Raw genomic sequence first — 26,256 nt, 5'->3', positions numbered from 1 at the left:
ATAAAACAGCCAGCATTGCGTTCCATTGCCGGGTGTGCGGAGCGCTCTAAGAGCTGCTCAATGCCTTGCAAAATGTGACCTGGATTGCTGTTTCCACTTTCGCCGAGGCCTTTGAGCCTAGTTGATCTTCGGCTGTCCCGGGGCCATCAAAGCTGTCCATGGAGTGATCTCGTGTCTCTGCGCAGTCCGTCTCAAAACATCTCTTCCGGGCATTGTGTGCTGGTCGAGCGGTACCACCGCTAGCGACAGTGAGCCTGACTCATGGATGAGAATTACCGCAGGGCCGTGGATGCCGCCGCCATATTTTCCGAGACTGACCTCAGCGGCCGGATCACTTACGTCAATGAGCAGTTCTGCGCGATCTCCGGCTATAGCCGCGCGGAACTGATTGGGCAGAACCATCGCCTGCTCAACTCCGGCCTGCACTCTGCCGAATTTTTCGCCACCCTGTGGCGCACCATCGCTCTGGGCAACGTTTGGAAGGGCGAGATCTGCAATCGCGCCAAGGATGGCAGCCTGTACTGGGTCGACAGCACCATGGTGCCGGTGCTCGATGACGCCACCGGGCGGGTTCACCGCTATTTGTCGATTCGTTTCGATATCAGCGAAAAACGCCAACTGTTGCATTCACTGCAATGGCGGGTCGGGCATGACGTGCTGACGGGCCTGCCCAATCGCGCGTTTCTCTCGGACCTGCTGGATCAGGCGCTGGAGTTCTCCCGCAAGGAAAACATCCCGCTGGCGGTGTGCATGCTTGACCTCGATGGCTTCAAAGCCGTCAACGATGGCTACGGGCATGCCAGTGGCGATTTGTTGCTGGTGGAAGTGGCGAAGCGTTTACGCGCAATCGTGCGGGGCGAAGATGTGGTGGCACGGTTGGCCGGCGATGAGTTCGTGCTGGTGCTGCGTTACGTGCGTGATCTACCGGAGCTGCGCGCGGCGCTGAATCGGGTGCTGGGAACGATTTCGGCGCCGTATTCGCTGCACGCCAAGGACATTAATGTGTTCGCCAGCATTGGCGTGACGCTGTTTCCCGATGACAACGAAGACGCCGAAACCCTGTTGCGTCACGCCGATCAGGCCATGTACGTGGCCAAGCAGCGCGGGCGCAATCGCTTTCACGTGTTCGACGTCACCCGGGACCAGGAAGTCAAAGCCACCCATCAAACGGTCGAGCGTGTGCGCCAGGCCCTGGCCGCCGGCGAGTTGCGCCTGCATTTTCAACCGAAGGTGAACATGCGCCGTGGCGAGGTCGTCGGTTTCGAGGCGTTGTTGCGTTGGGAGCATCCACAAAACGGTTTGGTGCTGCCGCGAGAGTTTTTGCCGCTGGTGGAGGAGACCGATCTGATCATCGACATCGGTGAGTGGGTGATGGATCAGGTCCTGGCGCAATTGCAGCGCTGGCAGCAAGCGGGGCAGGGCTGGCCGATCAGCATCAATATTGCGGCGCGACATTTTCAGCGGGCGGATTTCGTCGAGCGCCTCAGGCTAGTGCTGGCACGGCATGCCCAGGTCTCACCGCAACTGCTGGACCTGGAAATCGTCGAGTCGGTGGCGGTCGAGAACATCCAGCATGTCAGCGCTTGTTTGCAGGCCTGCCAGGCGCTCGGGGTGCAGTTTTCATTGGGGGATTTCGGCACCGGTTACTCGTCCCTGAGCTACCTCAAGCGCTTGCGCACGCAAACCATCAAGATTGATAAATCCTTTGTGCGCGACATTCTTCACGATCATGACGACCTGGCGCTGACCACCGCGGTGATCGGCCTCGCCCGGGCGTTTGGCCGGCAGGTGATCGCCGAGGGGCTGGAGAGTATCGAACACGGTCAGTTGCTGCTGCGGCTGGGCTGCGAGGTTGCGCAAGGCTATTTCATCGCCCGGCCGATGCCGCCCGCCGAGGTGCCGGGCTGGGTTGCCGGGTTTGTTGCGCCGGCGCAGTGGCAGGTGCTGGATCAGGTTGGCTGAAGTCTTGTATTCACCACTAATCCCCTGTGGGAGCGGGCTTGCTCGCGAAAGCGTCAGTACATTCAACATGAGTGTGACTGACAAACCGCTTTCGCGAGCAAGCCCGCTCCCACATTGATCCGGTGTTGATCAGAGAGATTGCTTAGGGTGTCGTCGGCTCCGCCCCAATATAAAGCCCGATTATGTCGTCAATCTCCCCCGACATTTTCATCCGCAACAACGTGCGTAAAATGCGCTGCACCGGCACGTTCGGGTCGTTGCGCACGTAGCAGCCGACATTCTGCTCCTGCAACACCGCCACGGCTTGCAATTGCTGGTCGGGTAGCAGGCGCTGGTTGAACCAGTCCAGGGTCCATTGATTGCTGACGGCGTAGCGGTAGCGCCCGGCCAGCAGCTTATCCAGCACTTGTTCCTGATTGCGCGCGTCTTCGCGTTGCAACTGACCTGCATCGAACAGCGGTTGCAGTGTGGGATAGATGTAGCCAAGCACGGTGCCGATAGCCTCGTGCTGCAAATCTGCGGGAAGCACTGACGTGGGTGGGCCTTTTCGGCTGACCAGCAGGTCGCGCTGCAGAAACAGCGGAATGCTCCAGATGTAGTCCCCGGACTGATTCGGCAGCCACGATTGTGCGGCATAGCAGCGCACATCGACTTCGCCGTGTTCCATGGCGTTTTGCACCCGCGCCCGAGGCAACACATGAAACTCGGCCGGCACGCCGACCTGGGTCGCGAGGCTGAGCAGGATGTCATAAAGGATGCCCTGGGTCGGTCGGCCCTGCTCCAGTTGCACCATCGGCATGGCCCAACTGTCGGCCATGACAAAGCGCACCGGCGTGTCGGCGGTGGCGACGTTCAGGCAGAAGAATAACAAAGCCCCCAAGGCCAACCGCATAAACGCTCCGGTACTGATGAACCTTGAGCCGAGAAATAGCCCCCCAAAATGCAGCTTAGCCAGATTAGACGAGCACACCGGATGCAATTTCAGGCCTGCTCCGCTAGCATTAGCCGCTTCTGCTTCCCAGTGGCGATGGTTTTCGATGAGTTATCAGGTTCTTGCACGTAAATGGCGTCCGCGCTCGTTCCGCGAAATGGTCGGCCAGACCCATGTGCTCAAGGCTCTGATCAATGCCTTGGACAGCCAGCGGCTGCACCACGCCTACCTGTTTACCGGGACGCGCGGTGTCGGCAAGACCACCATCGCACGAATCATTGCCAAATGCCTGAACTGTGAAACCGGCATCACGTCGACGCCTTGCGGCGAGTGCTCGGTGTGCCGCGAGATCGATGAAGGTCGCTTCGTCGACCTGATCGAGATCGACGCCGCGAGCCGGACCAAGGTCGAGGACACCCGCGAGCTGCTCGACAATGTGCAATACGCCCCGAGCCGTGGGCGCTTCAAGGTCTACCTGATCGACGAAGTGCACATGCTCTCCAGCCATTCCTTCAATGCGCTGTTGAAAACCCTCGAAGAGCCGCCGCCCTACGTCAAGTTCATCCTGGCGACCACCGATCCGCAGAAACTCCCGGCAACGATTCTTTCGCGTTGCTTGCAGTTCTCCCTGAAGAACATGACGCCTGAGCGAGTGGTCGAGCATTTGACCCACGTGCTGGGTGTCGAGCAAGTGCCGTTCGAAGACGATGCGCTGTGGTTGCTGGGTCGTGCCGCTGACGGTTCGATGCGTGACGCCATGAGCCTGACCGACCAGGCCATCGCCTTCGGTGAAGGCAAGGTCATGGCCGCCGACGTACGGGCGATGCTCGGTACGCTCGATCATGGTCAGGTGTTTGATGTCCTGCATTCGCTGATCGAAGGCGACGCCAAAGCGTTGCTCGAAGCCGTTCGTCATCTGGCCGAGCAAGGCCCGGACTGGAACGGCGTGCTCTCGGAAATTCTCAACGTGCTGCACCGGGTCGCCATCGCCCAGGCCTTGCCTGAAGGCGTCGACAACGGCCACGGCGACCGTGACCGGGTGCTCGCACTGGCTCAGGCATTGCCGGCCGAAGACGTACAGTTTTATTACCAGATGGGCTTGATCGGGCGCCGCGACTTGCCGCTGGCACCCGACCCGCGTGGCGGCTTCGAAATGGTCCTGCTGCGCATGCTGGCGTTCAGACCCGCAGACACGGCGGACGCTCCGAGGCAACCGCTAAAGCCAGTGGGGATCAGCCAGGCCACAGTTGATTCCGCAAACTCAGTGGCTGCCGCGCCTAAAGTTGCGCCGGTAGTCCCAGCGGCAGTTGCACCGGTTGTGACGGCGCCAGTGGCGGCCGTTGTTGAGCCTGCGCCAGCGCCGGAACCCGAACCTGTTACGCCAGTGATCGTGCCCGAGCCTGTCGTTGAAACGGTGGTCGTCGAAGAAGTCGTCGACCTGCCGTGGAATGACCCGGTAGAGCCCGAAGTCATCCAGCAGCCGGCCGTCGAGCCCGTGCTGGAAACCGCCAGCGAGCAACCCGATTTGCCGCCGATGCCAATGCCTACGCCTGACAGCGTGGTGCCGGATGCGCCGGAATGGGCCGCCGCGCCCATCCCGGAACCGTCCGTGGCCGACGTCGATGCTGCCACGCCGGGTATCGACCTGGATGACGAGCCGCCGCTGGACGAGGACTACATAGAGCCGGACATCGACTCGGCCTACAGCTATCTCGATGAACTGGCCAGCGAACACACCGCCGAGCCGACGCCAGAACCCGAGCCTGAACCGGCTGCAATGCCGGCCACCGGTTTGGCGCTGCAATGGCTGGAACTGTTCCCGAAACTGCCGATCTCCGGCATGACCGGCAGCATCGCCGCCAACTGCACGTTGATCGCCGTCGATGGCGACAACTGGCTGTTGCACCTGGACCCGGCCCACAGCGCCTTGTTCAACGCGACTCAACAACGTCGCTTGAACGATGCCTTGAACCAGTTTCACGGCCGCACGCTGACGCTGACCATGGAACTGATCAAGCCTGAGCAGGAAACCCCGGCCCAGGCTGCGTCCCGGCGCCGAGTGAACCGTCAGCGCGAGGCGGAGGAATCGATCCACGGTGATCCGTTCATCCAGCAAATGATGCAGCAGTTCGGTGCGGTGGTCCGTAACGATACTATTGAACCTGTCGACGCCCTGGTCAGTCAGGGCAAATAACTGAAGGCGTTCGGCTATATTTACCGGGCGCCGTTTTTATCCAAGTACTTTGAGGTGATTACCATGATGAAAGGTGGCATGGCCGGCCTGATGAAGCAGGCGCAGCAGATGCAGGAAAAAATGGCCAAGATGCAGGAAGAACTGGCCAACGCCGAAGTCACCGGTAAGGCGGGTGGCGATATGGTCACCGTGGTGATGACCGGTCGTCACGACGTCAAGCGCGTGACCATCGACCCAAGCCTGGTAGAAGGCCTGAGCGAAGACGACAAAGAGATGCTGGAGGCCGTGTTCGCCGCCGCCGTCAACGATGCCGTGCGCAAGATCGAAGCCAACAGCCAGGACAAAATGGGCAGCGTGACCGCTGGCATGCAACTGCCGCCGGGTATGAAACTGCCATTCTGATTCGCCAAGGCGCGTTGGATGGGCTACAAAAAAATGCCAGGCAGCGCGCCTGGCATTTTTGTTTCTGCCAGATGAGGTTGGCCTGCTTTTGTGGCGAGGGGGCTTGCCCCCGTTGGAGTGCGAAGCGCTCCCAAAACCTGCCACAGTGGTGTATCAGGTGCATCCTGGCTGTAAGGCTTAGCGACTGCCTCGCAGTCGAACGGGAGCAAGCTCCCTCGCCACAATGAAAGGCAGAAACATCGAACGCCCCACCCCCGCAAAGGTCTGCACCCTATACCGCTGAATTCATCGATCAAGGAGACGCTCACATGCCACAAGCATTGACCCTCAACCAACGTATCGTCTTGGTGTCCCGTCCGGTGGGCGCGCCGAAGCCGGAGAATTTTCGTCTGGAGCGTGTAGCGCTGCCGGACCTGGCAGACGGCCAGGTTCTACTCAAGACTCTCTACTTGTCCCTCGATCCCTACATGCGCGGTCGCATGAGTGACGCGCCGTCCTACGCTGCGCCTGTAGAAATCGACGAGGTGATGACTGGTGGCGCTGTCAGCCGCGTCGAGCGCTCGCTGAATCCGAAGTTTCAGGAAGGTGATCTGGTGGTCGGATCCACGGGCTGGCAGAGCCACAGCATCAGCGATGGTCGCAACATCATTCCTATTCCATCCGGGCTGCCGAGCCCGTCGATGGCGTTGGGTGTGCTAGGGATGCCGGGCATGACGGCGTACATGGGCCTGATAGACATTGGCCAGCCCAAGGCCGGCGAAACCCTGGTGGTGGCTGCGGCTTCCGGTGCGGTGGGATCGGTGGTTGGCCAGGTGGCGAAGATCAAAGGCCTGCGGGTGGTCGGTGTGGCCGGTGGAGCCGACAAGTGCCGCTACGTGGTCGAGGAGCTGGGTTTCGACGCCTGCATCGATCACAAGAGCCCGGACTTTGCCAATGACCTGGCGCTGGCGTGCCCTAAGGGCGTCGACATCTACTACGAGAACGTTGGTGGCAAGGTCTTCGATGCGATCATGCCGTTGCTCAATACCAAGGCGCGGATTCCGCTCTGTGGCCTGATTGCCGGTTACAACGCCCATGAAGCCCCAAGTGGGCCGGATCGTCTGCCGCAATTTCAGCGAACCCTGCTAACCAAGCGCGTACGCATGCAGGGCTTTATCGTGTTCGATGACTACGCTGATCGACAGCCGGAATTCGTCAGTGCCATGGTGCCGTGGGTGCGTGAGGGCAAGGTGAAGTTCCGCGAGGACATCGTCGAGGGCCTGGAGCAGGCGCCCGAGGCGTTCATCGGTCTGCTGGAAGGGCGCAACTTCGGCAAACTGGTGGTGCGGGTCGCCCAAGACTGAGTATTTGACGCTGACCAGAGGCGCGGGTATAAACCGCGTCTCGTTGTTTTGTCGGACTTTTCCCCATGAGCTTCAGCCCTCTGATTCGCCAACTGATCGATGCCCTGCGAACGTTGCCGGGCGTGGGTCAGAAAACCGCCCAACGCATGGCGTTGCAACTGCTTGAGCGCGATCGCAGTGGTGGCTCGCGGCTGGCGCTGGCCCTGAGCCAGGCCATGGAAGGGGTCGGTCACTGCCGCTTGTGCCGCACGCTGACCGAAGACGACCTCTGCCCGCAATGCGCCGACACCCGACGCGACGATACCTTGCTGTGCGTGGTGGAAGGGCCGATGGACGTCTATGCGGTTGAGCAGACCGGGTTCCGCGGTCGCTACTTCGTGCTCAAGGGCCATCTGTCGCCGCTCGACGGGCTCGGGCCAGAGGCCATCGGTATTCCGCAATTGCTGGCGCGGATTGAAGAGGCGGGCACCTTTGCCGAGGTCATCCTGGCCACCAACCCGACGGTGGAAGGTGAGGCTACAGCGCATTACATCGCCCAGTTGCTCAGCAACAAAGGCTTGATCGCCTCGCGAATCGCCCATGGCGTGCCGTTGGGTGGCGAGCTGGAATTGGTGGATGGCGGGACATTGGCGCATTCGTTTGCCGGGCGTAAGCCGATTGCCTTGTGATTTTTGGTGTTGCCGCTAACGCCATCGCGAGCAAGCTCGCGATGCAGGCGCCTCGGTCCATCTGATTCAAACAATCCGGTTGAAAACCAAGCAAGCGCTCGGTTAACGTCGTTGAACCCTTCAGTGGAGTTCGCCGATGCCTGCCTTTCAGGAATACTTCGATCCCAGCCACCAATTGGTCCGCGACAGCGTCAGGCGCTTCGTCGAGCGCGAGATCCTGCCGGACATCGATCAGTGGGAAGAAGCCGAAAGCTTTCCTCGCGAGCTCTACCTCAAGGCCGGTGCGGCGGGCATTCTCGGTATCGGTTATCCCGAAGTCCTCGGCGGCAGTCATGAAGGTGATCTGTTCGCCAAGGTTGCCGCCAGCGAAGAGTTGATGCGTTGCGGCTCCGGCGGGTTGGTGGCCGGCCTCGGTTCGCTGGACATCGGCCTGCCGCCAATCCTCAAGTGGGCTAGGCCTGAAGTTCGTGATCGGGTGGTGCCGCAAGTGCTATCCGGCGAAAAAATAAGCGCCCTGGCCATCACCGAACCCAGCGGCGGCTCCGATGTAGCCAACCTGCAAACCCGCGCCGTGCGTGACGGTGACGTCTACCGGGTCAGCGGCAGCAAAACCTTTATCACCAGCGGCATTCGTGCGGACTTCTACACCGTGGCGGTACGCACCGGCGCGCCGGGTTTCGGTGGCATCAGCCTGTTATTGATCGAGAAGGGCACGCCCGGTTTCACCGTCGGCCGGCAGTTGAAGAAAATGGGTTGGTGGGCGTCGGACACCGCCGAGTTGTTCTTCGACGATTGCCGGGTGCCCGTGGGCAATCTGATTGGCGCCGAAAACATGGGCTTTGCCTGCATCATGGGTAACTTCCAGAGCGAACGCCTGGCCCTGGCGTTGATGGCCAACATGACCGCGCAACTTGCGCTCGAAGAAAGCCTGAAATGGGCGCGTCAGCGTGAGGCCTTTGGCAAACCGATCGGCAAATTCCAGGTGCTCAAGCATCGCCTCGCGGAAATGGCCACGGCGCTGGAAGTGTCACGGGAGTTCACCTACCGACAAGCGGCGAAAATGGCGGCGGGGCAGAGCGTGATCAAGGAGATTTCCATGGCCAAGAATTTTGCGACCGACACGGCGGATCGCATTACCACGGATGCGGTGCAGATTCTGGGTGGTATGGGTTATATGCGCGAGAGTCTGGTGGAGCGGTTGTATCGGGATAACCGGATACTGTCGATTGGCGGCGGGACGCGGGAAGTGATGAACGAGATCATCAGCAAGCAGATGGGGCTGTAAATGCAAAAGATCGTCCGAACGCGGCCCGAGCCTTCGGCAGCGCCTACATTGGAATGCGTACATCTGTAGGAGCTGCCGAAGGCTGCGATCTTTTGATCTTTACTTATCGCTCAACGCAAACTGCGTCAGGCAAAACGTCGGAATCCCCATATCTTCCAACCGCTGCGAGCCACCCAGCTCCGGCAAATCAATAATCGCCGCCGCTTCATGCACTCGCGCACCCATGCGTCGAATCAGGTTCGCCGCCGCAATCAAGGTGCCACCGGTCGCAATCAGGTCATCGAACATCACTACCGAATCGCCTTCGCACAGGCTGTCGGCGTGCACTTCCAGGAACGCTTCGCCGTACTCGGTCGCGTAACCCTCGGCCAGCACGTCCGCCGGCAGTTTGCCTTGCTTGCGAAACAGCACCAGCGGCTTGTTCAACTGGTAGGCCAATACCGAGCCAATCAGGAAGCCGCGGGCATCCATCGCGCCGATGTGGGTGAAGTCGGCCTCGACGTAACGGTGAGCGAAGCTGTCCATCACCAGGCGCAGGGCCGTGGGCGATTGAAACAGCGGGGTGATGTCGCGAAAGATCACGCCGGGCTTGGGGAAGTCGATCACGGGGCGGATCAGGGATTTGATGTCGAAGGAGTCGAAGACCATCGTCGAGGTGTCCTGGCAGGCTGCAAACGACGCAGTATAACGGCGGCTGAACCGTTTCGCTCAGCCGCAATTGTGTCTGTCAGTCGAGAGAACCGCCTGCCAGGGCGCACAGCTGGATCGGGTCGAGAATATGGATTTCCTTACCCTCCGCGGCGATCAGTTCGTTTTGCTGGAAGCGGGTGAACACCCGGGACACGGTTTCCACCGCCAGGCCCAAGTAGTTGCCGATTTCGTTGCGCGACATGCTCAGGCGGAACTGGTTGGCCGAGAAACCGCGCGCGCGGAAGCGAGCGGACAGGTTGACCAGGAACGTGGCGATGCGCTCGTCGGCGGTTTTCTTCGACAGCAGCAACATCATTTGTTGATCGTCGCGAATCTCGCGGCTCATCACCCGCATCAACTGACGACGCAGCTGCGGCAGTTGCAGGGCCAGTTCATCGAGACGCTCGAACGGGATTTCGCAGACCGAGGTTGTTTCCAGCGCTTGGGCCGAGACTGGGTGCTTTTCAGTGTCCATGCCCGACAGGCCGACCAATTCGCTCGGCAAGTGGAAACCAGTGAGCTGCTCTTCGCCGCCATCGCTGAGGCTGAATGTCTTCAGGGCGCCGGAGCGAACTGCATAAACGGAATCGAACGTGTCGCCCTGGCGGAACAGAAACTCGCCTTTTTTCAGCGGGCGACCACGTTTAACGATCTCGTCCAGCGAATCCATGTCTTCCAGATTCAAAGAAAGTGGCAAGCAGAGGGGGGCCAGGCTGCAATCCTTGCAATGGGCCTGGCTGTGAGCGCGCACTTTTACTGGCTCAGACATTTCTTTAATCCTTGTGGGAAAAACACACATAAGCCGTAAGGGTAACTCACGGGAGGACATTCAGGCCAGCACACGGCGATTTTGCCGCAGGCGCGTAAAGCCAGCGGCCGGACGGCCGATAACCTGTCTACTGATCGCTTGCAAGGAGCTGCATTCATGTCCGCCATTGGCACGTTGAATCCCGGTAACAGCGGCTTGTCGTCGTTGATCGATACCTCGAAAACACCGACGGTCGATGACTCGGACATCACCTTGCCAAGCACCGATACCCCGGCCGTGGTCCAAGGCATCAAGGTGTCGCTGTCCGGTGCCGGCATCGAAAAAGCTGCCGGGGCCAAGGGCGAAAACAGCGACATCGAAGAAAGCGGTTTGCCGGAAAACATTCAGCAGGTCCTGAAAATGATTCGCAAATTGCAGCAGCAAATCGCCGAAAAAATGGCCGAAATGCAGGCCGTGATGCGAGATAAACGTCTCAGTCCGGAAGAAATCAAGGTCAAACTCGGCGCCTTGCAAGCGTTTATCAACAACCTCAACGGTGGCCTGATCACCGCCAATACCGCGCTCAGTAAAGCCATGAAGCAGGCGGGCCTGACGCCGGAGCAAATCCTCAAGGCGGCGTCGCTGCTCATGAAGTCCTAAATCACCCGGGAAAACCGCTGGCGATTTTGCTGCTCCAGGTAGGCATCGAACACCATGCATACCGAGCGCACCAGCAGTCGTCCGGCCGGCAGTACTGTGATTCGCTCGCTGTCCAATTCGATCAAGCCGTCATTGGCCATCGCCTCCAGCTGCGGCCAGAGTTCGCTGAAGTAGCCTCGGAAATCGATGTTGAATGCTTGTTCGATCCCGGCGAAATCCAATGTGAAGCTGCAAATCAGTTGCTGAATCACTGCCCGTCGCAAGCGGTCGTCGGCGTTGCACAACAGGCCACGGTTGGTGGCCAGTTGGGCTGAGGCCAGGGTGTTCTGGTACAGGTTCAGATCGCTGGTGTTCTGGCAGTACAGGTCGCCGATCTGGCTGATGGCCGAGACCCCGAGCCCAATCAAGTCGCAGTGACCGTGGGTGGTGTAGCCCTGGAAGTTGCGTTGCAGGGTCGATTCTTCCTGGGCGATGGCCAGTTCATCATCCGGCAGGGCAAAGTGGTCCATACCGATGTAGCGATAGCCGGCCTTGGTCAGTTGTTCAATGGTGCCCTGGAGCATCTCCAGTTTCTGCGCCGGCGTCGGCAGTTCATTGCTGTTGATCCGCCGTTGCGGCAGGAAGCGTTCCGGCAGGTGCGCGTAGTTGAACACTGAGAGCCGGTCCGGCTGCAAGGCGATGACCTCGTCAACGGTGCGGGCGAAGTTCTCCGGCGTCTGGCGCGGCAAACCGTAGATCAGATCGATATTGATCGAGCGAAACTGCAAGGTTCGCGCGGCGTCGATCACGGCGCGGGTTTCTTCCAGGCTTTGCAGGCGATTGACCGCACGTTGCACCGCCGGGTCCAGGTCTTGGAGGCCGATGCTGACCCTATTAAAGCCCAGTTCACGCAGCAGGCCCATGGTCGACCAGTCGGCTTCGCGTGGATCGATTTCAATGCCGTAGTCACCGGAATCGTCATCCAGCAAGTTGAAATGCTTGCGCAACTGAGCCATCAACTGGCGCAGTTCGTCGTGGCTGAGAAAGGTCGGGGTGCCGCCGCCGAAATGCAATTGCTCGACTTTCTGTGCCGGGTCCAGGTGACAGGCGATCAATTGGATCTCCTGCTCCAGGCGCTGCAAGTAGGGGAGTGCGCGGCCACGGTCCTTGGTGATGACTTTGTTGCAGGCGCAGTAGTAGCAGATGTTCGCGCAGAACGGCACATGCACATACAACGACAGCGGGCGCAGCGCTTTACGGCTGTCGCGCAGGGCATGAAACAGGTCGAAGGTGCCGACCTGGCTGTTGAATTGAACGGCGGTCGGGTACGAGGTGTAGCGCGGCCCCGACAGGTCGTAACGGCGAATCAGATCGGTGTCCCAACGAATGGCGTCGAGCATGCGGGCATTCCCCCGGATAGGCTTGCAGTGTGAGCAAGTCTATGGGGTGCGGCGTTGGGGCATCTTGATTTGCATCAACGGTGGTTGGTGGCTTTGATCGGTTTTTGTGGCGAGGGAGCTTGCTTCCGCTGGACTGCGTAGCAGTCCCATCTTTTGGGGCCGCTTCGCAGCCCAGCGGGAGCAAGCTCCCTCGCCACAGGGTCAGTGCCCCATGAACCAATGCTGATGCGGCCCCGGCAATGTCCAGATCCCGAACAGAATCACCAACAACCCGCCACTCATCCGCACGCTACGCTTGCGCAACAGTGCCGTGACCCGTTCCGCCGCCAGGCCCGTGGCCAACAAAACCGGCCATGTCCCCAGCCCGAACGCCAGCATCAACAACGCACTGTCCAGCGCATTGCCCTGACTCGCCGCCCACAGCAACGTGCTGTAAACCAGCCCGCACGGCAGCCAGCCCCAGAGTGCGCCCAGCAGCAAGGCGCGGGGCAGGCTCGACACCGGCAGCAATTTGTTGGCAATCGGCTGGATATGCCGCCACAGGCCGCGACCGAGGCTTTCGATGCGGGTCAGGCCGCTCCACCAACCGGCCAGGTACAGGCCCATGCTGATCAGCAGCAGCCCGGCGATGATCCGCATGAACATCGCCGCCGGGCTGTTGGCCACCGCCCAGCCAGCCAGGCCGATCAGCAGGCCGGCCGTGGCGTAGCTGAGAATTCGCCCCAGGTTGTAAGCCAGCAGCAAGCGGAAGCGACGGCTGCGTTGTTCCTTGGGAATCGCCAGCGTCAGCGCACCCATCAAGCCGCCGCACATGCCCAGGCAATGGCCGCCGCCGAGCAGGCCGAGGATCAGCGCCGACACCAGCAGCGGCGCCAGCTCAAGCATGGGGTGGCGCCTTGTCTTCCGGTTTGGCCGGATGACCGCTGGCCTCGTCGACCGCTGCTTTGTGAGCCGGGTCCTGGTCGTCGAACAGAATGCTGTGGGCCGGGCCGTCGAGGTCGTCGTACTGACCGCTGTCGACCGCCCAGAAGAAGATGTAGACGGCGATGGCCACGATCAGCAGCGCGGCCGGGATCATCACGTAAAGAGCTGGCATTGGAAGACTCCATGCCCGCGCGGCTCAGGCCGGCAGCGGACGGGTTTCTGGCGTGGTGCGGGCCTTTGGCGTACTCGGCATGCGAGTCAGGCGCAGGGCATTGAGTACCACGGTCAACGAACTGATCGACATGCCAATCGCAGCCCACACCGGAGTGATCCAGCCGAGGGCGGCGAACGGCAGCATGAGGCCATTGTACAGTCCGGCCCACAGCAGGTTCTCGATGATTACCCGACGGGTGCGCCGCGCCAGGCTGAAGGCTTGTACCAAGGCGTCGAGGCGGTTGGACAGCAACACCGCGTCGGCGCTGGTTTTCGCCAGATCGGTGGCCGAACCCATGGCCACGCTGATATCGGCGGCGGCCAGCACCGGTACGTCGTTGACCCCGTCGCCGAGCATCAACACCTTACGACCTTCCTTGTGCAGTTGTTGCAGCACTTGCAACTTGTCATCGGGCCGCAAGCCGCCACGGGCCTCGTCGATGCCCAATTCGGCGGCGACGCTGGCGACCATCGGTGAGCTGTCGCCCGACAACAACAGCGTGCGCCAGCCGCGAGCCTTGCACGCGGCAAGCAGCGCCGGGGCATCGGCGCGCAAGCGGTCGTCGAGGACAAACCACGCCAGCGGCCCAAAACTGTCACCGAGCAGCAGCCATTGGCCGGCTTCATCCGGCATCAGCGGCACGGTGGCACCACTGAGTTCGCAGACAAAACCCGGTTGGCCGATGCGCAAGCGTTGTAAACCGACCAAGCCTTCAAGCCCTAGCCCCGGCGTACTGAGGACTTCTTCGGCGGCCAACGGTGCACGGCCAAACGCAAGGGCGATCGGGTGTTCGGAGCGGTTTTCCAGCGCTGCCGCGAGGCTCAGGCATTGATCACTGTTGAGCGAACCGAGTGGGCGAATCGAGCGCAGCGCCAGCCGGCCTTCCGTCAGCGTACCGGTCTTGTCGAAAATCACCGTGTCGATCTGGTTCAGTCCTTCCAGGACATGGCCGCGAGTTAGTAGTAGGCCGAGTTTGTGCAACGTGCCGGTGGCGGCGGTCAGGGCGGTCGGCGTGGCCAGGGACAAGGCGCACGGGCAGGTCGCGACGAGCATCGCCAGCACAATCCAGAACGCTCGCGATGAGTCCAGCTCCCACCACAACAGGCCGATGGCAGCGGCAGCAATCAACGACAGCAGCAGAAACCATTGGGCGGCGCGGTCGGCGATTTCCGCCAGGCGCGGTTTTTCGGCCTGTGCGCGTTCCAACAGACGGACGATGGCGGACAGTCGCGTGTCATGACCCAGCGCCAGCACCTCCACGGTCAGCGCACCTTCAACGTTCAAGGTGCCGGCCGTGACCGCATCGCCAAGAGTGCGCGGTTGCGGCAGGTATTCACCGGTGAGCAACGATTCGTCAATGCTCGACTGGCCATCGAGAATCTTGCCGTCGGCCGGGAGAATGGCGCCGGGATGCACCAGCACCTGATCGCCGACGCGCAGTTCGCTGAGCAGGATTCGCTCGCTCTGGCCGTCGGCACTCAGGCGCAGGCACGAGGCGGGCAATAGATTCACAAGTTGAGCGGTGGCAGCAGCGGTGCGTTCCCGGGCGCGGCGTTCCAGGTAACGTCCGGCCAGCAGGAACAGCGCGAACATCCCGACCGCATCGAAATACAGTTCGCCGACTCCGGTGATCGAGGTCCAGATCCCGGCGAGGTAAGCGCTGCCAATCGCCAGCGAGACCGACACATCCATGGTCAGGTGCCGGGTGCGCAGGTCGCGCATGGCGCCCTTGAAGAAGGGTGCGCAGCTGTAAAACACGATCGGCGTGGTCAGGAACAGCGCGACCCAGCGCAGGATGGTGTGCAGCTCCGGGCTGAGGTCGATATTGAATTCGGGCCAGGTGGCCATGGTCGCCATCATCGCCTGAAACCACAGCAATCCGGCGACGCCGAGTTGGCGCAGGGCCAGGCGATTTTCGCTGGCCAGTTGTTCGCTGGCGCGGTCGGCCTGATAAGGGTGCGCGGCGTAACCGATGTGGCGCAATTCGCTAAGCACGTGGCTTAGCGGCAGTTGGGCGTCGGCCCAACGCACGAATAGGCGATGGTTCGACAGGTTCAGTCGCGCTTCGGCCACGGCCGGCAAGCCGCGCAGGTGTTTCTCGATCAGCCAGCCGCAGGCGGCGCAACTGATGCCTTCCATCAGCAGCGTGGTTTCAGCGAGTTCGCCTTCGTGATGAACGAAGGGTTGCTGGACGTCGGCGCGGTCGTACAGCGCCAGTTCGTCGACCAATTGCACCGGCAAGGTTTGCGGGTTGGCCGAGGCTTCGCTGCGGTGCTGGTAATAGCTTTCCAGGCCACCCGCCACAATGGCTTCAGCCACGGCCTGGCAACCCGGGCAGCAGAGCTCGCGGGTTTCACCGAGGACGACGGCGGTGAAGCGGCCGCCGGCCGGGACGGGCAGGGCGCAGTGGTAGCAAGGGGTTGGGGTGGTCATCAGGGGTTCACAGGTACCGCGATTCTGTTCGGGAATTTATGTTGTCTGAGAGGGCCTCTTCGCGAGCAAGCCCGCTCCCACAGTGGACCGCGATCTAATGTGGGAGCGGGCTTGCTCGCGAATGCGCGAAGCGCAGGCTTTTTACTACTTCAGGTCTTCAGCACCTTGCAGCGGCTCATCGCCCAGCAGCAGGTTCTTGTCGGGGCTGATCTGTTCTTCCTCGAACATGCGCCAGGTCTTGTCGTCCTGCACGCCCAGCAATTCAACGAAACGGCGGCCGTCGACCTTGTCGCTCATCTGGCCGATGTAGCGGCCCTGTTCGGTTTCGCTGCGGGTCAGGGTGATCTTACGATCCTTCTCCGGCTGGGTCGGCGAGATCAGGTTCAGCTCAACGGTCTTTGGCTGGCTGTTGCCGGTCAGGCGCAGGTCGACTTCGCCGGTCACCTCATCCAGGTGGACGTTGGCGTGCATTAGCAGGGTCTGGGCCAGCAACTCACGGTCCAGGGAACGGTTGATGCCTTTGCCGGCCTCGTAGTAGTTGTCATTGACCAGGTTGTCCGGGTTCTTGACCGCAATGGTCACCATGGACAGTGTCAGGGTCACCGAGCAAGTCAGAATCCCGATGATGATCCACGGCCAAAGATGCTTGTACCAAGGGCTTGCGGCATTTGCTGCGGGCATGTTCAGTTCTCTCAACGAATTTGTGGGCCGATGAATCGGCTCTTGGCTTCAACGTGAACGCTGTCGTCATCGGCATCCTTGAGGGTGAATTTCACCTCATTGGTGCTCGATGGCAATTGCTCCGGTGCGCTGGAGAGCTCCACCGGCTGGCTGAATATTTCTCCGGCGGCGACTTTGATCTCACGCTTGCCTTGCAGCTTGAGGTCCGGCAGACCGCTGGCTTCGAGCAGGTAAGTGTGGTCGCGTTGGTCTTTGTTCATGATCTTCAGGCTGTAGACGTTTTCGATCCGGCCTTCGGCGTTCTCGCGGTACAGCACGCGGTCCTTGCTGACGTCAAAACCGACCAGCGAGCGCATGAAGAACGCGGTGACCAGCAAGCCGATCATGGTCAGCAGCACAACGGCATAGCCAATCAGGCGTGGGCGCAGCTTATGGGTTACTTGCCCGGACAGGTTGTGCTCGGTGGTGTAGCTGATCAAGCCGCGCGGGTAGTCCATTTTGTCCATGATGCTGTCGCAGGCATCGATGCACGCGGCGCAGCCGATGCACTCGATTTGCAGGCCGTCGCGGATGTCGATCCCGGTCGGGCAGACCTGGACGCACATGGTGCAGTCGATGCAGTCGCCCAGGCCTTGGGCCTTGTAGTCCACGCCTTTCTTGCGCGGGCCGCGGGACTCACCACGACGCGGGTCGTAGGAAACAATCAGGGTGTCCTTGTCGAACATCACGCTCTGGAAGCGCGCATACGGGCACATGTAGATGCACACCTGCTCGCGCAACCAGCCGGCATTGCCGTAAGTGGCGAGGGTGAAGAAACCGACCCAGAAGTACGACCAGCCATCGGCTTCGCCGAGGAAGAAGTCGATGGTCAGCTCGCGGATGGGCGAAAAGTACCCGACGAAGGTCATGCCGGTGACGAAACCGATCAACAGCCACAGGCTGTGTTTACTGAGTTTGCGCAGGAATTTATTGCCGCTCATTGGCGCTTTGTCGAGCTTGATGCGCTGGTTGCGGTCGCCTTCAGTGACCTTCTCGCACCACATGAAAATCCAGGTCCAGACGCTTTGCGGGCAGGTATAGCCGCACCAGACGCGTCCGGCGTACACGGTAATGAAGAACAGGCCAAAGGCACTGATGATCAGCAGGCCCGAGAGCAGGATGAAATCCTGGGGCCAGAAGGTCGCGCCAAAAATGAAGAATTTACGTTCCGGCAGGTTCCACCAGACGGCTTGATGACCACCCCAGTTCAACCACACCGTACCGAAATACAGCAGGAACAAACCGGCCCCGCCCATCATCCGCAGGTTGCGGAACAGGCCGGTGAAGGCGCGGGTGTAGATCTTTTCTCGAGAGGCGTAGAGATCGACGCTGTTGTTCGCGTTCTTGGCAGGCGGGGTAACGTCGTGTACCGGAATCTGATTGCTCATCATTGCATCCCACGGCAGTGGAAAAATGCCTCGGTCAGTACGTGCCGACCGCGGTCAAAAAGAGGTGTTGCAGTGGCGCAATGATACGCCTGTCGCTCTATCTCAAGGGTGCGACCTTTGGTCGCGTTGGGGGAAAAGCGTAGATGGTGTAGCAGATGTAACAAATCATGATCCAGATCAATTGACTATAGACGATCCACGATTTGCCTTGAGAGCAGCGCGTTGGCGCTGCTCTGTGTCAATGCAGCGGTTGAGCTATTTAGGGAGGCGCCCGCCACCCAGGCCGTCCAGCCCACCCGAGCCGTTTCCGGGTTCTAGCGTTGGGGTGAACGGGATGTTTTGAGGCTGTTGGATACGACGAGCTTCAGAATAGGACATGTCATTTTTTCCTTGGTGATCACCTGTGAAATGCATCTGTCTCCTTGAGAGATTCACTTTGGTAAGTGCGTCTTCAAGGTGAGAAAAAACTACAGGCCCCAAGGTGTTCGGTCGATTAAAAATCGGTCTCAATGTGTGACGGTCATGCAAATGAAAACGGCCCCGCCAATTCTCATTGGCGGGGCCGTTTTTTGTTGCTTCAAGCGTTTGCCTTACTGGGCGTCCGCTGCCTTCTCACCGTGAGACAAGCTGTAGACGTAAGCGGCCAGCAGGTGAACCTTGTCGTTGCCTTGCAGCTGTTCTTGCGCAGGCATCTGGCCCTGACGGCCGTAACGGATGGTCTGCTGCAGTTGAGCAAAGCTCGAACCGTAGATGAACGCAGCCGGGTGAGTCAGGTTAGGTGCGCCCATCGCTGGCGTACCTTTGCCTTCCGGACCGTGGCATGCCACGCAGTTGGCCGCGAACAGTTTCTGGCCGGCAACCGGATCGGCCTTGGTGCCTTCCGGCAGCTTGCGGCCATCGAGGTTGGTCAGCACAAAGGAGGCAACATCCGCAACGCCTTGCTCGCCGATCACTTCAGCCCACGCAGGCATCACCGCATGACGGCCGCCCATGATGGTGGTCTTGATGGTGGCCGGCTCGCCGCCCCAGCGCCAGTCTTCGTCTGTCAGGTTAGGGAAGCCGTAAGCACCCTTGGCGTCGGAACCGTGGCAGACCGAGCAGTTGGAGGCGAACAAGCGGCCACCCATCTTCAGGGCTTGCGGGTCCTTGGCCACTTCTTCGATGGGCATGGAAGCGAACTTGGCGAAGATCGGGCCGAACTTGGCGTCCGACTTGGCCATTTCCTTTTCCCACTCGTGAACGCCGGTCCAGCCGGTCTGGCCGTTGGCGAACGCGGTCTGCTTGTCGTTATCGAGGTAGTTGTAACCCGGCAGCAGGCCTTTCCAGTTACCCAGGCCTGGGTAGAGCACCAAGTAGCCGAGGGCGAAAATGATGGTGCCCACGAACAGCATGAACCACCATTTCGGCAGTGGGTTGTCATACTCCTCGATCCCGTCGAAGGAGTGGCCAACCGTTTCTTCCGTCTGCTCGCTGCGCTGGCCCTTGCGGGTCGACAGCAGCAGCCAGGTCAGGGCGAAGATAGTGCCCAGACTGAGGACCGTGACGTACAGACTCCAGAATGTAGTCATTCTTTGTTACTCCTAGAAGCTTGCTCGACGTGCTTGATGGCTTCGGGATCATCCGCGAAAGGCAGCAAGGTCGCGTCTTCAAACTCCGACTTGCGCTTGGGACTGAACACCCACAACGCCAGACCGATAAAGGCCACCATCACAACAACGGTGCCCAGGCCACGAATCATCCCGATATCCATCTAAATCACCGTTTGCTTTTGATGATGGTGCCCAGGCCTTGCAGATAGGCCACCAGCGCGTCCATTTCGGTTTTGCCCTTCACAGCATCCTTGGCGCCGGCGATGTCTTCGTCGGTGTAAGGGACGCCGAGCGTGCGCAAGACTTCCATTTTCTTGGCGGTGTCTTTGCCGTCGAGCTTGTTTTCCACGAGGAACGGGTAGGCCGGCATTTTCGACTCAGGCACGACGTTGCGCGGGTTGTACAAATGCGCACGCTGCCAGTCATCGGAGTAACGACCGCCGACACGGGCCAGGTCCGGACCGGTACGCTTGGAACCCCACAGGAACGGGTGGTCCCAGACGCTTTCACCGGCTACCGAGTAGTGGCCGTAACGTTCGGTTTCAGCACGGAACGGGCGGATCATCTGCGAGTGGCAGCCGACACAGCCGTTGGCGATGAAAATGTCACGCCCTTCAAGTTCCAGCGCCGGGCGAGGCTTCATGCCTTCAACCGGCTTGTTAGTGACGTCCTGGAAAAACAACGGAACGATCTGGGTCAGGCCGCCGATGCTGACGGCGATAACCATGAAGAAGGCCAGCAGGCCAATGTTCTTCTCGACTGCTTCATGCTTCATCAGTGAGCTCCAACTACAGCAATCTGAGCGGCGGCTTCGGCTTCAGCCGGGTTCGAGGCACGTACGGTACGGAATACGTTGTAGGCCATGAACAGCATGCCGCTGGCAAAGAACGCACCGCCCAGGGCGCGAACGATGTAACCAGGGTGACTGGCTTGCAGCGCTTCAACGAACGAGTAGGTGAGGGTGCCGTCGTCGTTGATTGCACGCCACATCAGACCCTGGGTGATGCCGTTGACCCACATCGAAGCGATGTACAGAACGGTACCGATGGTCGCGAGCCAGAAGTGGGTGTTGATCAGGCCGATGCTGTGCATCTGTGTGCGACCGAACAGTTTCGGGATCATGTGGTAGATCGCGCCGATCGAGATCATCGCAACCCAGCCAAGCGCGCCGGCGTGTACGTGGCCGATGGTCCAGTCGGTGTAGTGCGACAGCGAGTTGACGGTCTTGATGGCCATCATCGGGCCTTCGAAGGTCGACATGCCGTAGAACGCCAGGGACACGACCAGGAAACGCAGGATCGGGTCGGTGCGCAGCTTATGCCAGGCGCCCGACAGGGTCATCATGCCGTTGATCATGCCGCCCCAGCTTGGTGCCAGCAGGATGATCGACATCGCCATGCCCAGGGACTGAGCCCAGTCCGGCAGTGCGGTGTAGTGCAAGTGGTGCGGACCGGCCCAGATGTACAGGGTGATCAGCGCCCAGAAGTGCACGATGGACAGACGATAGGAGTAGATCGGACGCTCGGCCTGCTTCGGAACGAAGTAGTACATCATCCCCAGGAAGCCAGTGGTCAGGAAGAAACCTACCGCGTTGTGGCCGTACCACCATTGGATCATGGCGTCAGTCGCACCGGCGTAGGCCGAGTAGGACTTGAAGAAACTGACCGGCAGGGAGGCGTGGTTGACGATGTGCAGCATCGCCGTCACGACGATGAAAGCACCGTAGAACCAGTTACCGACATAGATGTGCTTGGTCTTGCGCTTGACGATGGTGCCGAAAAACACCAGTGCGTAAACGATCCAGACAATCGCCAGCAGGATAGCCAGGGGCCATTCCAGTTCGGCGTATTCCTTGGTGGTGGTGTAACCCAGCGGCAAGGTCACGATGGCGCCGATGATCACCGCTTGCCATCCCCAGAAGTGGAAGGCTGCAAGGCTGTCGGAAATCAGTCGCGTTTGGCAGGTTCGCTGCACGACGTAATAAGAAGTGGCAAACAGTGCACAACCACCGAAGGCGAAAATCACCAGGTTGGTGTGCAACGGGCGTAAGCGTCCGAATGTCGTCCACGGCAGGCCGAAATTCAATTCCGGCCATACAAGCTGTGAGGCGATGAAGACACCAAGCCCCATGCCAAGGATCCCCCAGACCACCGTCATGATGGCGAACTGGCGGACTACCTTATAGTTATAAGCAGTCGGACTGATTGCTGTGCTCATTCTAAGGTTCCACGGTTTGAGTATGTTTTATTAGGAGTAAAAATCGGCCGCAAGTATGTAGAAAGCAGGGGGTCATTGCAACGCGCCATGACCTGGGTCAATGCTTTCAGACGCTGATTCTGCGGCCTTTCCATGCGCCGCGTAAGGACAAAATTGCCCCCGGACAAAATGTCGCAGCGGAAGAAAAAGGCGAGGGGTTCAGGTCAGTTGTAACGGGGTGTGTTGAAACGCAACGATAAGGTGACCGATGGCAATTGGCACGACAGCCGGTATCTACCAGCCTTTGCGGCCTGTCATCGAGCAGATTCGTCGAACACATCGGCTAGGGTCGACCTGGAACCGGTACTTTGCCAGTCCGCATCGAGCAAGCGTAGACCCGAATCCGGGGAACCGAAAGGGAGACTGATTGAGGGTGCGACAATGCGTCGCAAATGAAGAAGGGAACTGCCGCATCCGGGAGAATGCGGCAGCAGAGCGGTCAAGATTTACTCGTTTTTGCCTTCGGCCTGCAAACGCTCGGTGCTGGCACCGTGGGACAAGCTGTAAACGTAGGCGGCCAACAGTTGCACCTTATCGTTGCCGAGCAGTTCGCTCTGCGCCGGCATATGGCCCTGGCGGCCATGACGAATGGTTTGTTGCAGTTGCACCAGGCTTGAGCCGTAGATAAATCCGGCCGGGTGCGTCAGATTCGGCGCGCCCATGGCTTCAGTGCCCTGGCCGTTTGCCCCGTGACAGGCGACGCAGGTGGTACTGAACACTTGCTGGCCGGCGTTTACGTCGGCGCTGCTGTCGGCAGGCAACGGCAGGCCGGCCAGTTCGTGACGCACATACGCGGCGACGTTTTTCACCCCAGCCTCACCGAGGATTTCACCCCAGGCCGGCATCGCGGCCATGCGACCGCCCATGATGGTGGTCTTGATGGTGTCGGCTTCACCGCCCCAACGCCAATCGCTGTCGGCCAGGTTCGGGAAGCCGAAGGCGCCCTTGGCGTCGGAGCCGTGGCACACCGAGCAATTGGACGCAAACAGGCGACCGCCCATTTTCAACGCTTGCGCGTCCTTGGCGACTTCTTCCACTGGCATGGCGGCGAATTTGGCGAAGATCGGTCCGAACTTGGCGTTAGCCTTGTCCATTTCCTTTTCCCATTCGTGAACGCCGGTCCAGCCGTCCTCGTAGCCGGGCAGGATGCCTTTCCAGTTGCCCAGGCCCGGATAAAGAATCAAGTAACCCACGGCAAACACCAGCGTGCCGGCGAACAGCATGAACCACCACTGCGGCAGCGGGTTGTCGTATTCCTCGATGCCGTCGAAGCTGTGGCCCATGGTCTGGTCGACGCTGCCCTTGGTTTCACCCTTGCGGGTGCCGATCAGCAGCCAGGTCAGGCCGATCAGGCTGCCGATGGTCAGTACGCAGATCCACGTACTCCAGAAGGTGGTCATGGCCGGGTACTCCTTGTTTCAGGTTCTTGGGTGTTGGCGTCGTCGGGTAACGGCTCATCGGCGAACGGCAGCAAACGTGCTTCGGCGAATTCCGGGCTGCGCTTGCCGTTGAACACCCACAACGCCAGGCCGACGAAGGCCACAAACACCACGACCGTGCCCAGGCCGCGGATCATTCCACTGCTCATTTCAAAGACCATGGCTCACCTCTTGCTCTTGATGGCAGTGCCGAGCACTTGCAGGTAGGCGACCAGGGCGTCCATTTCGGTCTTGCCCTTGAGCGAGGCGACTGCACCAGTGATGTCATCGTCGGTGTACGGCACGCCGAGGGTGCGCATGGCCTTGATCTTGGTTTCGGTGTGGCTGCTGTCGAGCTGGTTGGACACTAGCCACGGGTAGCCAGGCATTTTCGATTCCGGCACCACGTTGCGCGGGTTGTACAAATGCGCGCGATGCCAGTCTTCGGAGTAGCGACCGCCGACCCGCGCCAGATCCGGCCCGGTGCGCTTGGAGCCCCACAGGAACGGGTGATCCCAGACGCTTTCACCGGCCACCGAGTAGTGCCCGTAACGTTCGGTCTCGGCGCGAAACGGCCGGATCATCTGCGAGTGGCAACCGACGCAGCCTTCGCGGATGTAGATGTCACGACCTTCCAGTTGCAGCGCGGTGTAGGGCTTCATGCCTTCCACCGGCTTATTGGTCACGTCCTGAAAGAACAGCGGGACGATCTGAGTCAGACCGCCGATGCTCACGGCAAAGATCATCAGCAACAGCAGCAGGCCGACGTTTTTTTCGATTGTTTCGTGTTTCATGGCGGACTCCTCAGGCCATCTGCGCGGCAGCGGCGGCTTCGGCAGGCTGCGAGGCCCGAACGGTGCGCCAGGTGTTGTAGGCCATCAGCAACATGCCGCTGAAGAAGATCGCGCCGCCCACCAACCGCACGACGAAGCCCGGGTGGCTGGCCACCAGGGTTTCGACGAAGGAGTAGGTCAGCGTGCCGTCTTCGTTGACAGCGCGCCACATGAGGCCCTGGGCGATGCCGTTGACCCACATCGAAGCGATGTAGAGCACGGTGCCGATGGTCGCGAGCCAGAAGTGCGCGTTGATCAAGCCGATGCTGTGCATCTGTGGGCGACCGAAGATTTTCGGGATCATGTGATACAGCGCGCCGATGGAAATCATCGCCACCCAGCCGAGTGCCCCGGCGTGTACGTGGCCGATGGTCCAGTCGGTGTAGTGGGAGAGGGCGTTCACCGTCTTGATGGCCATCATCGGCCCTTCGAAGGTCGACATGCCGTAGAACGCGAGCGAGACCACCAGGAAGCGCAGGATCGGGTCGCTGCGCAACTTATGCCAGGCGCCCGAGAGCGTCATCATGCCGTTGATCATCCCGCCCCAGCTTGGCGCCAGCAGGATCAGCGACATCACCATGCCCAGCGACTGTGCCCAGTCCGGCAGTGCGGTGTAGTGCAAGTGGTGCGGACCGGCCCAGATGTACAGGGTGATCAATGCCCAGAAGTGCACGATCGACAAACGATACGAATACACCGGGCGCTCGGCCTGTTTCGGCACGAAGTAATACATCATCCCGAGGAAGCCGGCAGTCAGGAAGAAACCCACCGCGTTGTGGCCGTACCACCACTGAACCATGGCGTCAGTCGCACCGCCGTAGACCGAGTAGGACTTGTTCCAGCTAACCGGAATTTCCAGGTTGTTGACGATGTGCAGAATCGCCACGGTGATGATAAAAGCACCGAAGAACCAGTTACCGACGTAGATGTGCTTGGTCGTACGCTTGGCCAGTGTGCCGAAGAATACGATGGCGTAGGCGACCCAGACGATGGTGATCAGGATATCGATCGGCCATTCCAGCTCGGCGTATTCCTTGGAACTGGTGTAACCCAGCGGCAGGCTGATGGCCGCCAGCACGATCACCAGTTGCCAGCCCCAGAAGCAGAACTGGGCGATTTTCGGTGCGAACAGTCGGGTCTGGCAGGTGCGTTGCACCGAATAGAACGAACTGGCGAACAAAGCGCAGCCGCCAAAAGCGAAAATCACAGCATTGGTGTGCAGCGGGCGCAGGCGGCCGAAGCTGGTCCACGGCAAATTGAAGTTGAGTTCGGGCCAGACCAATTGGGCCGCGAGAAAAACCCCGAGCCCCATGCCGACGATGCCCCACACCACCGTCATAATGGCGAATTGGCGGACCACCTTGTAGTTGTAGGCGGTACTGATAGAAGTGTTCATGGTTCCCCATCCACGGTTCAGCCGAAGTGAAGGCCCGTCTTTGCGAGTAAGCCGCGCAAGGCAGACGCTTCCTTCGCCTGGAGTTATAGGCAGACTAAAAGCGAGGCAAGCATGGACAAAGAGCACAAGGCCAGTATTGACGGGGATCAATGGGCGCAGTGCGTGGCCGAACATGGCTGGCTGTGGGATGCCGCCTCGACGCCATCATCGCCGACGTTGATCCTGGCTCACGGCGCCGGTGCACCGATGGACAGCGGCTGGATGAACGACATGGCTGCGCGCCTTGCGGCACATGGGCTCAACGTGCTGCGCTTCGAGTTTCCATACATGGCGCAACGGCGCATCGACGGCGGCAAACGTCCACCGAATCCGGCGCCGAAACTGCTGGAATGCTGGCGTGAGGTGTATGCGGTGGTGCGACGCCATGTCACTGGGAAACTGGCCGTTGGCGGCAAGTCCATGGGCGGGCGGATGGCCAGTTTGCTGGCGGATGAATTGGGCGCGGATGCGTTGGTGTGCCTGGGGTATCCGTTTTACGCGGTGGGTAAACCGGAGAAGCCTCGGGTAGAGCATCTGGCCGGGCTCAAGACCCGGACCTTGATCGTGCAGGGCGAGCGGGATGCGTTGGGTAATCGTGAGGCGGTGGAGGCTTACTCGCTCTCACCGAGCATTGAGGTGTTTTGGCTGGTAGCGGGGGATCACGATTTGAAGCCGTTGAAGGCGTCCGGGTTTAATCATGAGCAGCATTTGGCGGCTGCGGCGCAGAAGGTCGCTTCATTCCTTCAGTAAGATTTTGCGGTGTTAGTGCCGGTCTCTTCGCGGG

Annotated in this window: 25 protein-coding genes; 8 read left to right on the top strand and 17 right to left on the bottom strand. The window is 60.3% G+C overall.

Annotation, left to right across the window (positions count from 1 at the left end; translation table 11 throughout):
- The first annotated feature begins 261 nt into the window (after nucleotides 1-261).
- The gene (locus tag AC1MEW_RS27455; RefSeq protein ID WP_201255909.1) at nucleotides 262-1,962 is read left to right on the top strand and encodes a putative bifunctional diguanylate cyclase/phosphodiesterase; all 1,701 of its coding nucleotides are present in this window, start codon (nucleotides 262-264) and stop codon (nucleotides 1,960-1,962) included.
- A 142-nt stretch (nucleotides 1,963-2,104) separates the two neighbouring features.
- On the opposite strand, the gene AC1MEW_RS27450 is transcribed toward AC1MEW_RS27455, so the two are convergent.
- Nucleotides 2,105-2,854, bottom strand: coding sequence for a substrate-binding periplasmic protein (locus tag AC1MEW_RS27450; RefSeq protein WP_201255908.1), 750 nt, complete (start codon nucleotides 2,852-2,854; stop codon nucleotides 2,105-2,107).
- Between the two features lie 145 nt (nucleotides 2,855-2,999).
- On the opposite strand from AC1MEW_RS27450, the gene dnaX reads away from it, so the two are divergent.
- From dnaX to AC1MEW_RS27425, 5 genes are all read left to right on the top strand, one after another.
- A complete protein-coding gene (gene dnaX / locus AC1MEW_RS27445) occupies nucleotides 3,000-5,087 on the top strand; it encodes a DNA polymerase III subunit gamma/tau (protein ID WP_480424313.1) in 2,088 nt (695 codons plus the stop codon).
- 63 nt (nucleotides 5,088-5,150) lie between these two features.
- Entirely contained in the window at nucleotides 5,151-5,489 is a 339-nt protein-coding gene (locus tag AC1MEW_RS27440) for a YbaB/EbfC family nucleoid-associated protein (protein WP_123403312.1), read from the top strand.
- A 308-nt stretch (nucleotides 5,490-5,797) separates the two neighbouring features.
- Entirely contained in the window at nucleotides 5,798-6,832 is a 1,035-nt protein-coding gene (locus AC1MEW_RS27435) for an NADP-dependent oxidoreductase (RefSeq protein WP_201202135.1), read from the top strand.
- A 65-nt stretch (nucleotides 6,833-6,897) separates the two neighbouring features.
- Nucleotides 6,898-7,500: a recombination mediator RecR gene (recR, locus tag AC1MEW_RS27430; protein ID WP_201202136.1), complete on the top strand. Its 603-nt coding sequence runs from the start codon at nucleotides 6,898-6,900 to the stop codon at nucleotides 7,498-7,500.
- 136 nt (nucleotides 7,501-7,636) lie between these two features.
- Nucleotides 7,637-8,785: an acyl-CoA dehydrogenase family protein gene (locus tag AC1MEW_RS27425; protein ID WP_201202137.1), complete on the top strand. Its 1,149-nt coding sequence runs from the start codon at nucleotides 7,637-7,639 to the stop codon at nucleotides 8,783-8,785.
- 99 nt (nucleotides 8,786-8,884) lie between these two features.
- Here AC1MEW_RS27425 and AC1MEW_RS27420 read toward each other — a convergent pair whose 3' ends face one another.
- Nucleotides 8,885-9,433 (bottom strand): adenine phosphoribosyltransferase, encoded by a 549-nt coding sequence (locus AC1MEW_RS27420; protein ID WP_008057870.1) that lies wholly within the window; start codon nucleotides 9,431-9,433, stop codon nucleotides 8,885-8,887.
- A 79-nt stretch (nucleotides 9,434-9,512) separates the two neighbouring features.
- Nucleotides 9,513-10,244 (bottom strand): fumarate/nitrate reduction transcriptional regulator Fnr, encoded by a 732-nt coding sequence (fnr, locus tag AC1MEW_RS27415; protein ID WP_201202139.1) that lies wholly within the window; start codon nucleotides 10,242-10,244, stop codon nucleotides 9,513-9,515.
- 156 nt (nucleotides 10,245-10,400) lie between these two features.
- On the opposite strand from fnr, the gene AC1MEW_RS27410 reads away from it, so the two are divergent.
- On the top strand, nucleotides 10,401-10,883 hold the full coding sequence (locus AC1MEW_RS27410) for a hypothetical protein (RefSeq protein ID WP_480424310.1): 483 nt from the start codon (nucleotides 10,401-10,403) through the stop codon (nucleotides 10,881-10,883).
- On the opposite strand, the gene hemN is transcribed toward AC1MEW_RS27410, so the two are convergent.
- The 14 genes from hemN to ccoN (AC1MEW_RS27340) all read right to left on the bottom strand — a co-directional run bounded on the left by hemN (nucleotide 10,880) and on the right by ccoN (AC1MEW_RS27340) (nucleotide 25,433).
- On the bottom strand, nucleotides 10,880-12,262 hold the full coding sequence (gene hemN / locus AC1MEW_RS27405) for an oxygen-independent coproporphyrinogen III oxidase (protein ID WP_322267863.1): 1,383 nt from the start codon (nucleotides 12,260-12,262) through the stop codon (nucleotides 10,880-10,882). The genes AC1MEW_RS27410 and hemN overlap by 4 nt on opposite strands.
- Nucleotides 12,263-12,463: 201 nt before the next feature.
- Nucleotides 12,464-13,147: a sulfite exporter TauE/SafE family protein gene (locus AC1MEW_RS27400; protein WP_201202144.1), complete on the bottom strand. Its 684-nt coding sequence runs from the start codon at nucleotides 13,145-13,147 to the stop codon at nucleotides 12,464-12,466.
- Entirely contained in the window at nucleotides 13,140-13,358 is a 219-nt protein-coding gene (gene ccoS / locus AC1MEW_RS27395) for a cbb3-type cytochrome oxidase assembly protein CcoS (protein WP_201202146.1), read from the bottom strand. Before ccoS ends, AC1MEW_RS27400 begins: the two co-directional genes overlap by 8 nt.
- 24 nt (nucleotides 13,359-13,382) lie before the next feature.
- On the bottom strand, nucleotides 13,383-15,833 hold the full coding sequence (locus AC1MEW_RS27390; protein WP_480424306.1) for a heavy metal translocating P-type ATPase: 2,451 nt from the start codon (nucleotides 15,831-15,833) through the stop codon (nucleotides 13,383-13,385).
- 144 nt (nucleotides 15,834-15,977) lie between these two features.
- Nucleotides 15,978-16,514, bottom strand: a complete 537-nt coding sequence (locus AC1MEW_RS27385) for a FixH family protein (RefSeq protein WP_201255905.1) — start codon at nucleotides 16,512-16,514, stop codon at nucleotides 15,978-15,980.
- A gap of 11 nt (nucleotides 16,515-16,525) precedes the next feature.
- The gene (gene ccoG, locus AC1MEW_RS27380; protein ID WP_201202154.1) at nucleotides 16,526-17,941 is read right to left on the bottom strand and encodes a cytochrome c oxidase accessory protein CcoG; all 1,416 of its coding nucleotides are present in this window, start codon (nucleotides 17,939-17,941) and stop codon (nucleotides 16,526-16,528) included.
- 590 nt (nucleotides 17,942-18,531) lie between these two features.
- Nucleotides 18,532-19,509, bottom strand: a complete 978-nt coding sequence (ccoP, locus tag AC1MEW_RS27375) for a cytochrome-c oxidase, cbb3-type subunit III (protein ID WP_322267865.1) — start codon at nucleotides 19,507-19,509, stop codon at nucleotides 18,532-18,534.
- Nucleotides 19,506-19,691, bottom strand: coding sequence for a CcoQ/FixQ family Cbb3-type cytochrome c oxidase assembly chaperone (locus AC1MEW_RS27370; RefSeq protein WP_003175465.1), 186 nt, complete (start codon nucleotides 19,689-19,691; stop codon nucleotides 19,506-19,508). The genes ccoP (AC1MEW_RS27375) and AC1MEW_RS27370 overlap by 4 nt, the downstream gene beginning before the upstream one ends.
- Nucleotides 19,692-19,696: 5 nt before the next feature.
- On the bottom strand, nucleotides 19,697-20,305 hold the full coding sequence (gene ccoO, locus AC1MEW_RS27365; RefSeq protein ID WP_054593209.1) for a cytochrome-c oxidase, cbb3-type subunit II: 609 nt from the start codon (nucleotides 20,303-20,305) through the stop codon (nucleotides 19,697-19,699).
- Nucleotides 20,305-21,747 carry a cytochrome-c oxidase, cbb3-type subunit I gene (gene ccoN, locus AC1MEW_RS27360; protein ID WP_201192899.1) on the bottom strand — a complete coding sequence of 481 codons (1,443 nt, stop codon included), beginning with the start codon at nucleotides 21,745-21,747 and terminating at the stop codon, nucleotides 20,305-20,307. The genes ccoO (AC1MEW_RS27365) and ccoN (AC1MEW_RS27360) overlap by 1 nt, the downstream gene beginning before the upstream one ends.
- A 485-nt stretch (nucleotides 21,748-22,232) precedes the next feature.
- Nucleotides 22,233-23,186, bottom strand: a complete 954-nt coding sequence (gene ccoP / locus AC1MEW_RS27355; protein ID WP_480424303.1) for a cytochrome-c oxidase, cbb3-type subunit III — start codon at nucleotides 23,184-23,186, stop codon at nucleotides 22,233-22,235.
- The gene (locus AC1MEW_RS27350; RefSeq protein ID WP_201192892.1) at nucleotides 23,183-23,386 is read right to left on the bottom strand and encodes a cbb3-type cytochrome oxidase subunit 3; all 204 of its coding nucleotides are present in this window, start codon (nucleotides 23,384-23,386) and stop codon (nucleotides 23,183-23,185) included. The genes ccoP (AC1MEW_RS27355) and AC1MEW_RS27350 overlap by 4 nt, the downstream gene beginning before the upstream one ends.
- Before the next feature lie 3 nt (nucleotides 23,387-23,389).
- Nucleotides 23,390-23,998, bottom strand: a complete 609-nt coding sequence (gene ccoO, locus AC1MEW_RS27345; RefSeq protein WP_201202163.1) for a cytochrome-c oxidase, cbb3-type subunit II — start codon at nucleotides 23,996-23,998, stop codon at nucleotides 23,390-23,392.
- A gap of 10 nt (nucleotides 23,999-24,008) precedes the next feature.
- Nucleotides 24,009-25,433, bottom strand: a complete 1,425-nt coding sequence (gene ccoN, locus AC1MEW_RS27340) for a cytochrome-c oxidase, cbb3-type subunit I (RefSeq protein ID WP_201202166.1) — start codon at nucleotides 25,431-25,433, stop codon at nucleotides 24,009-24,011.
- A gap of 111 nt (nucleotides 25,434-25,544) precedes the next feature.
- Here ccoN (AC1MEW_RS27340) and AC1MEW_RS27335 point away from each other — a divergent pair, with 111 nt between their 5' ends.
- On the top strand, nucleotides 25,545-26,222 hold the full coding sequence (locus tag AC1MEW_RS27335; RefSeq protein WP_201255903.1) for an alpha/beta family hydrolase: 678 nt from the start codon (nucleotides 25,545-25,547) through the stop codon (nucleotides 26,220-26,222).
- Nucleotides 26,223-26,256 lie beyond the last annotated feature (34 nt).

Source organism: Pseudomonas sp. ASL4, from assembly GCF_056680395.1.
This window is presented reverse-complemented; position numbering and strand designations above follow the sequence as displayed.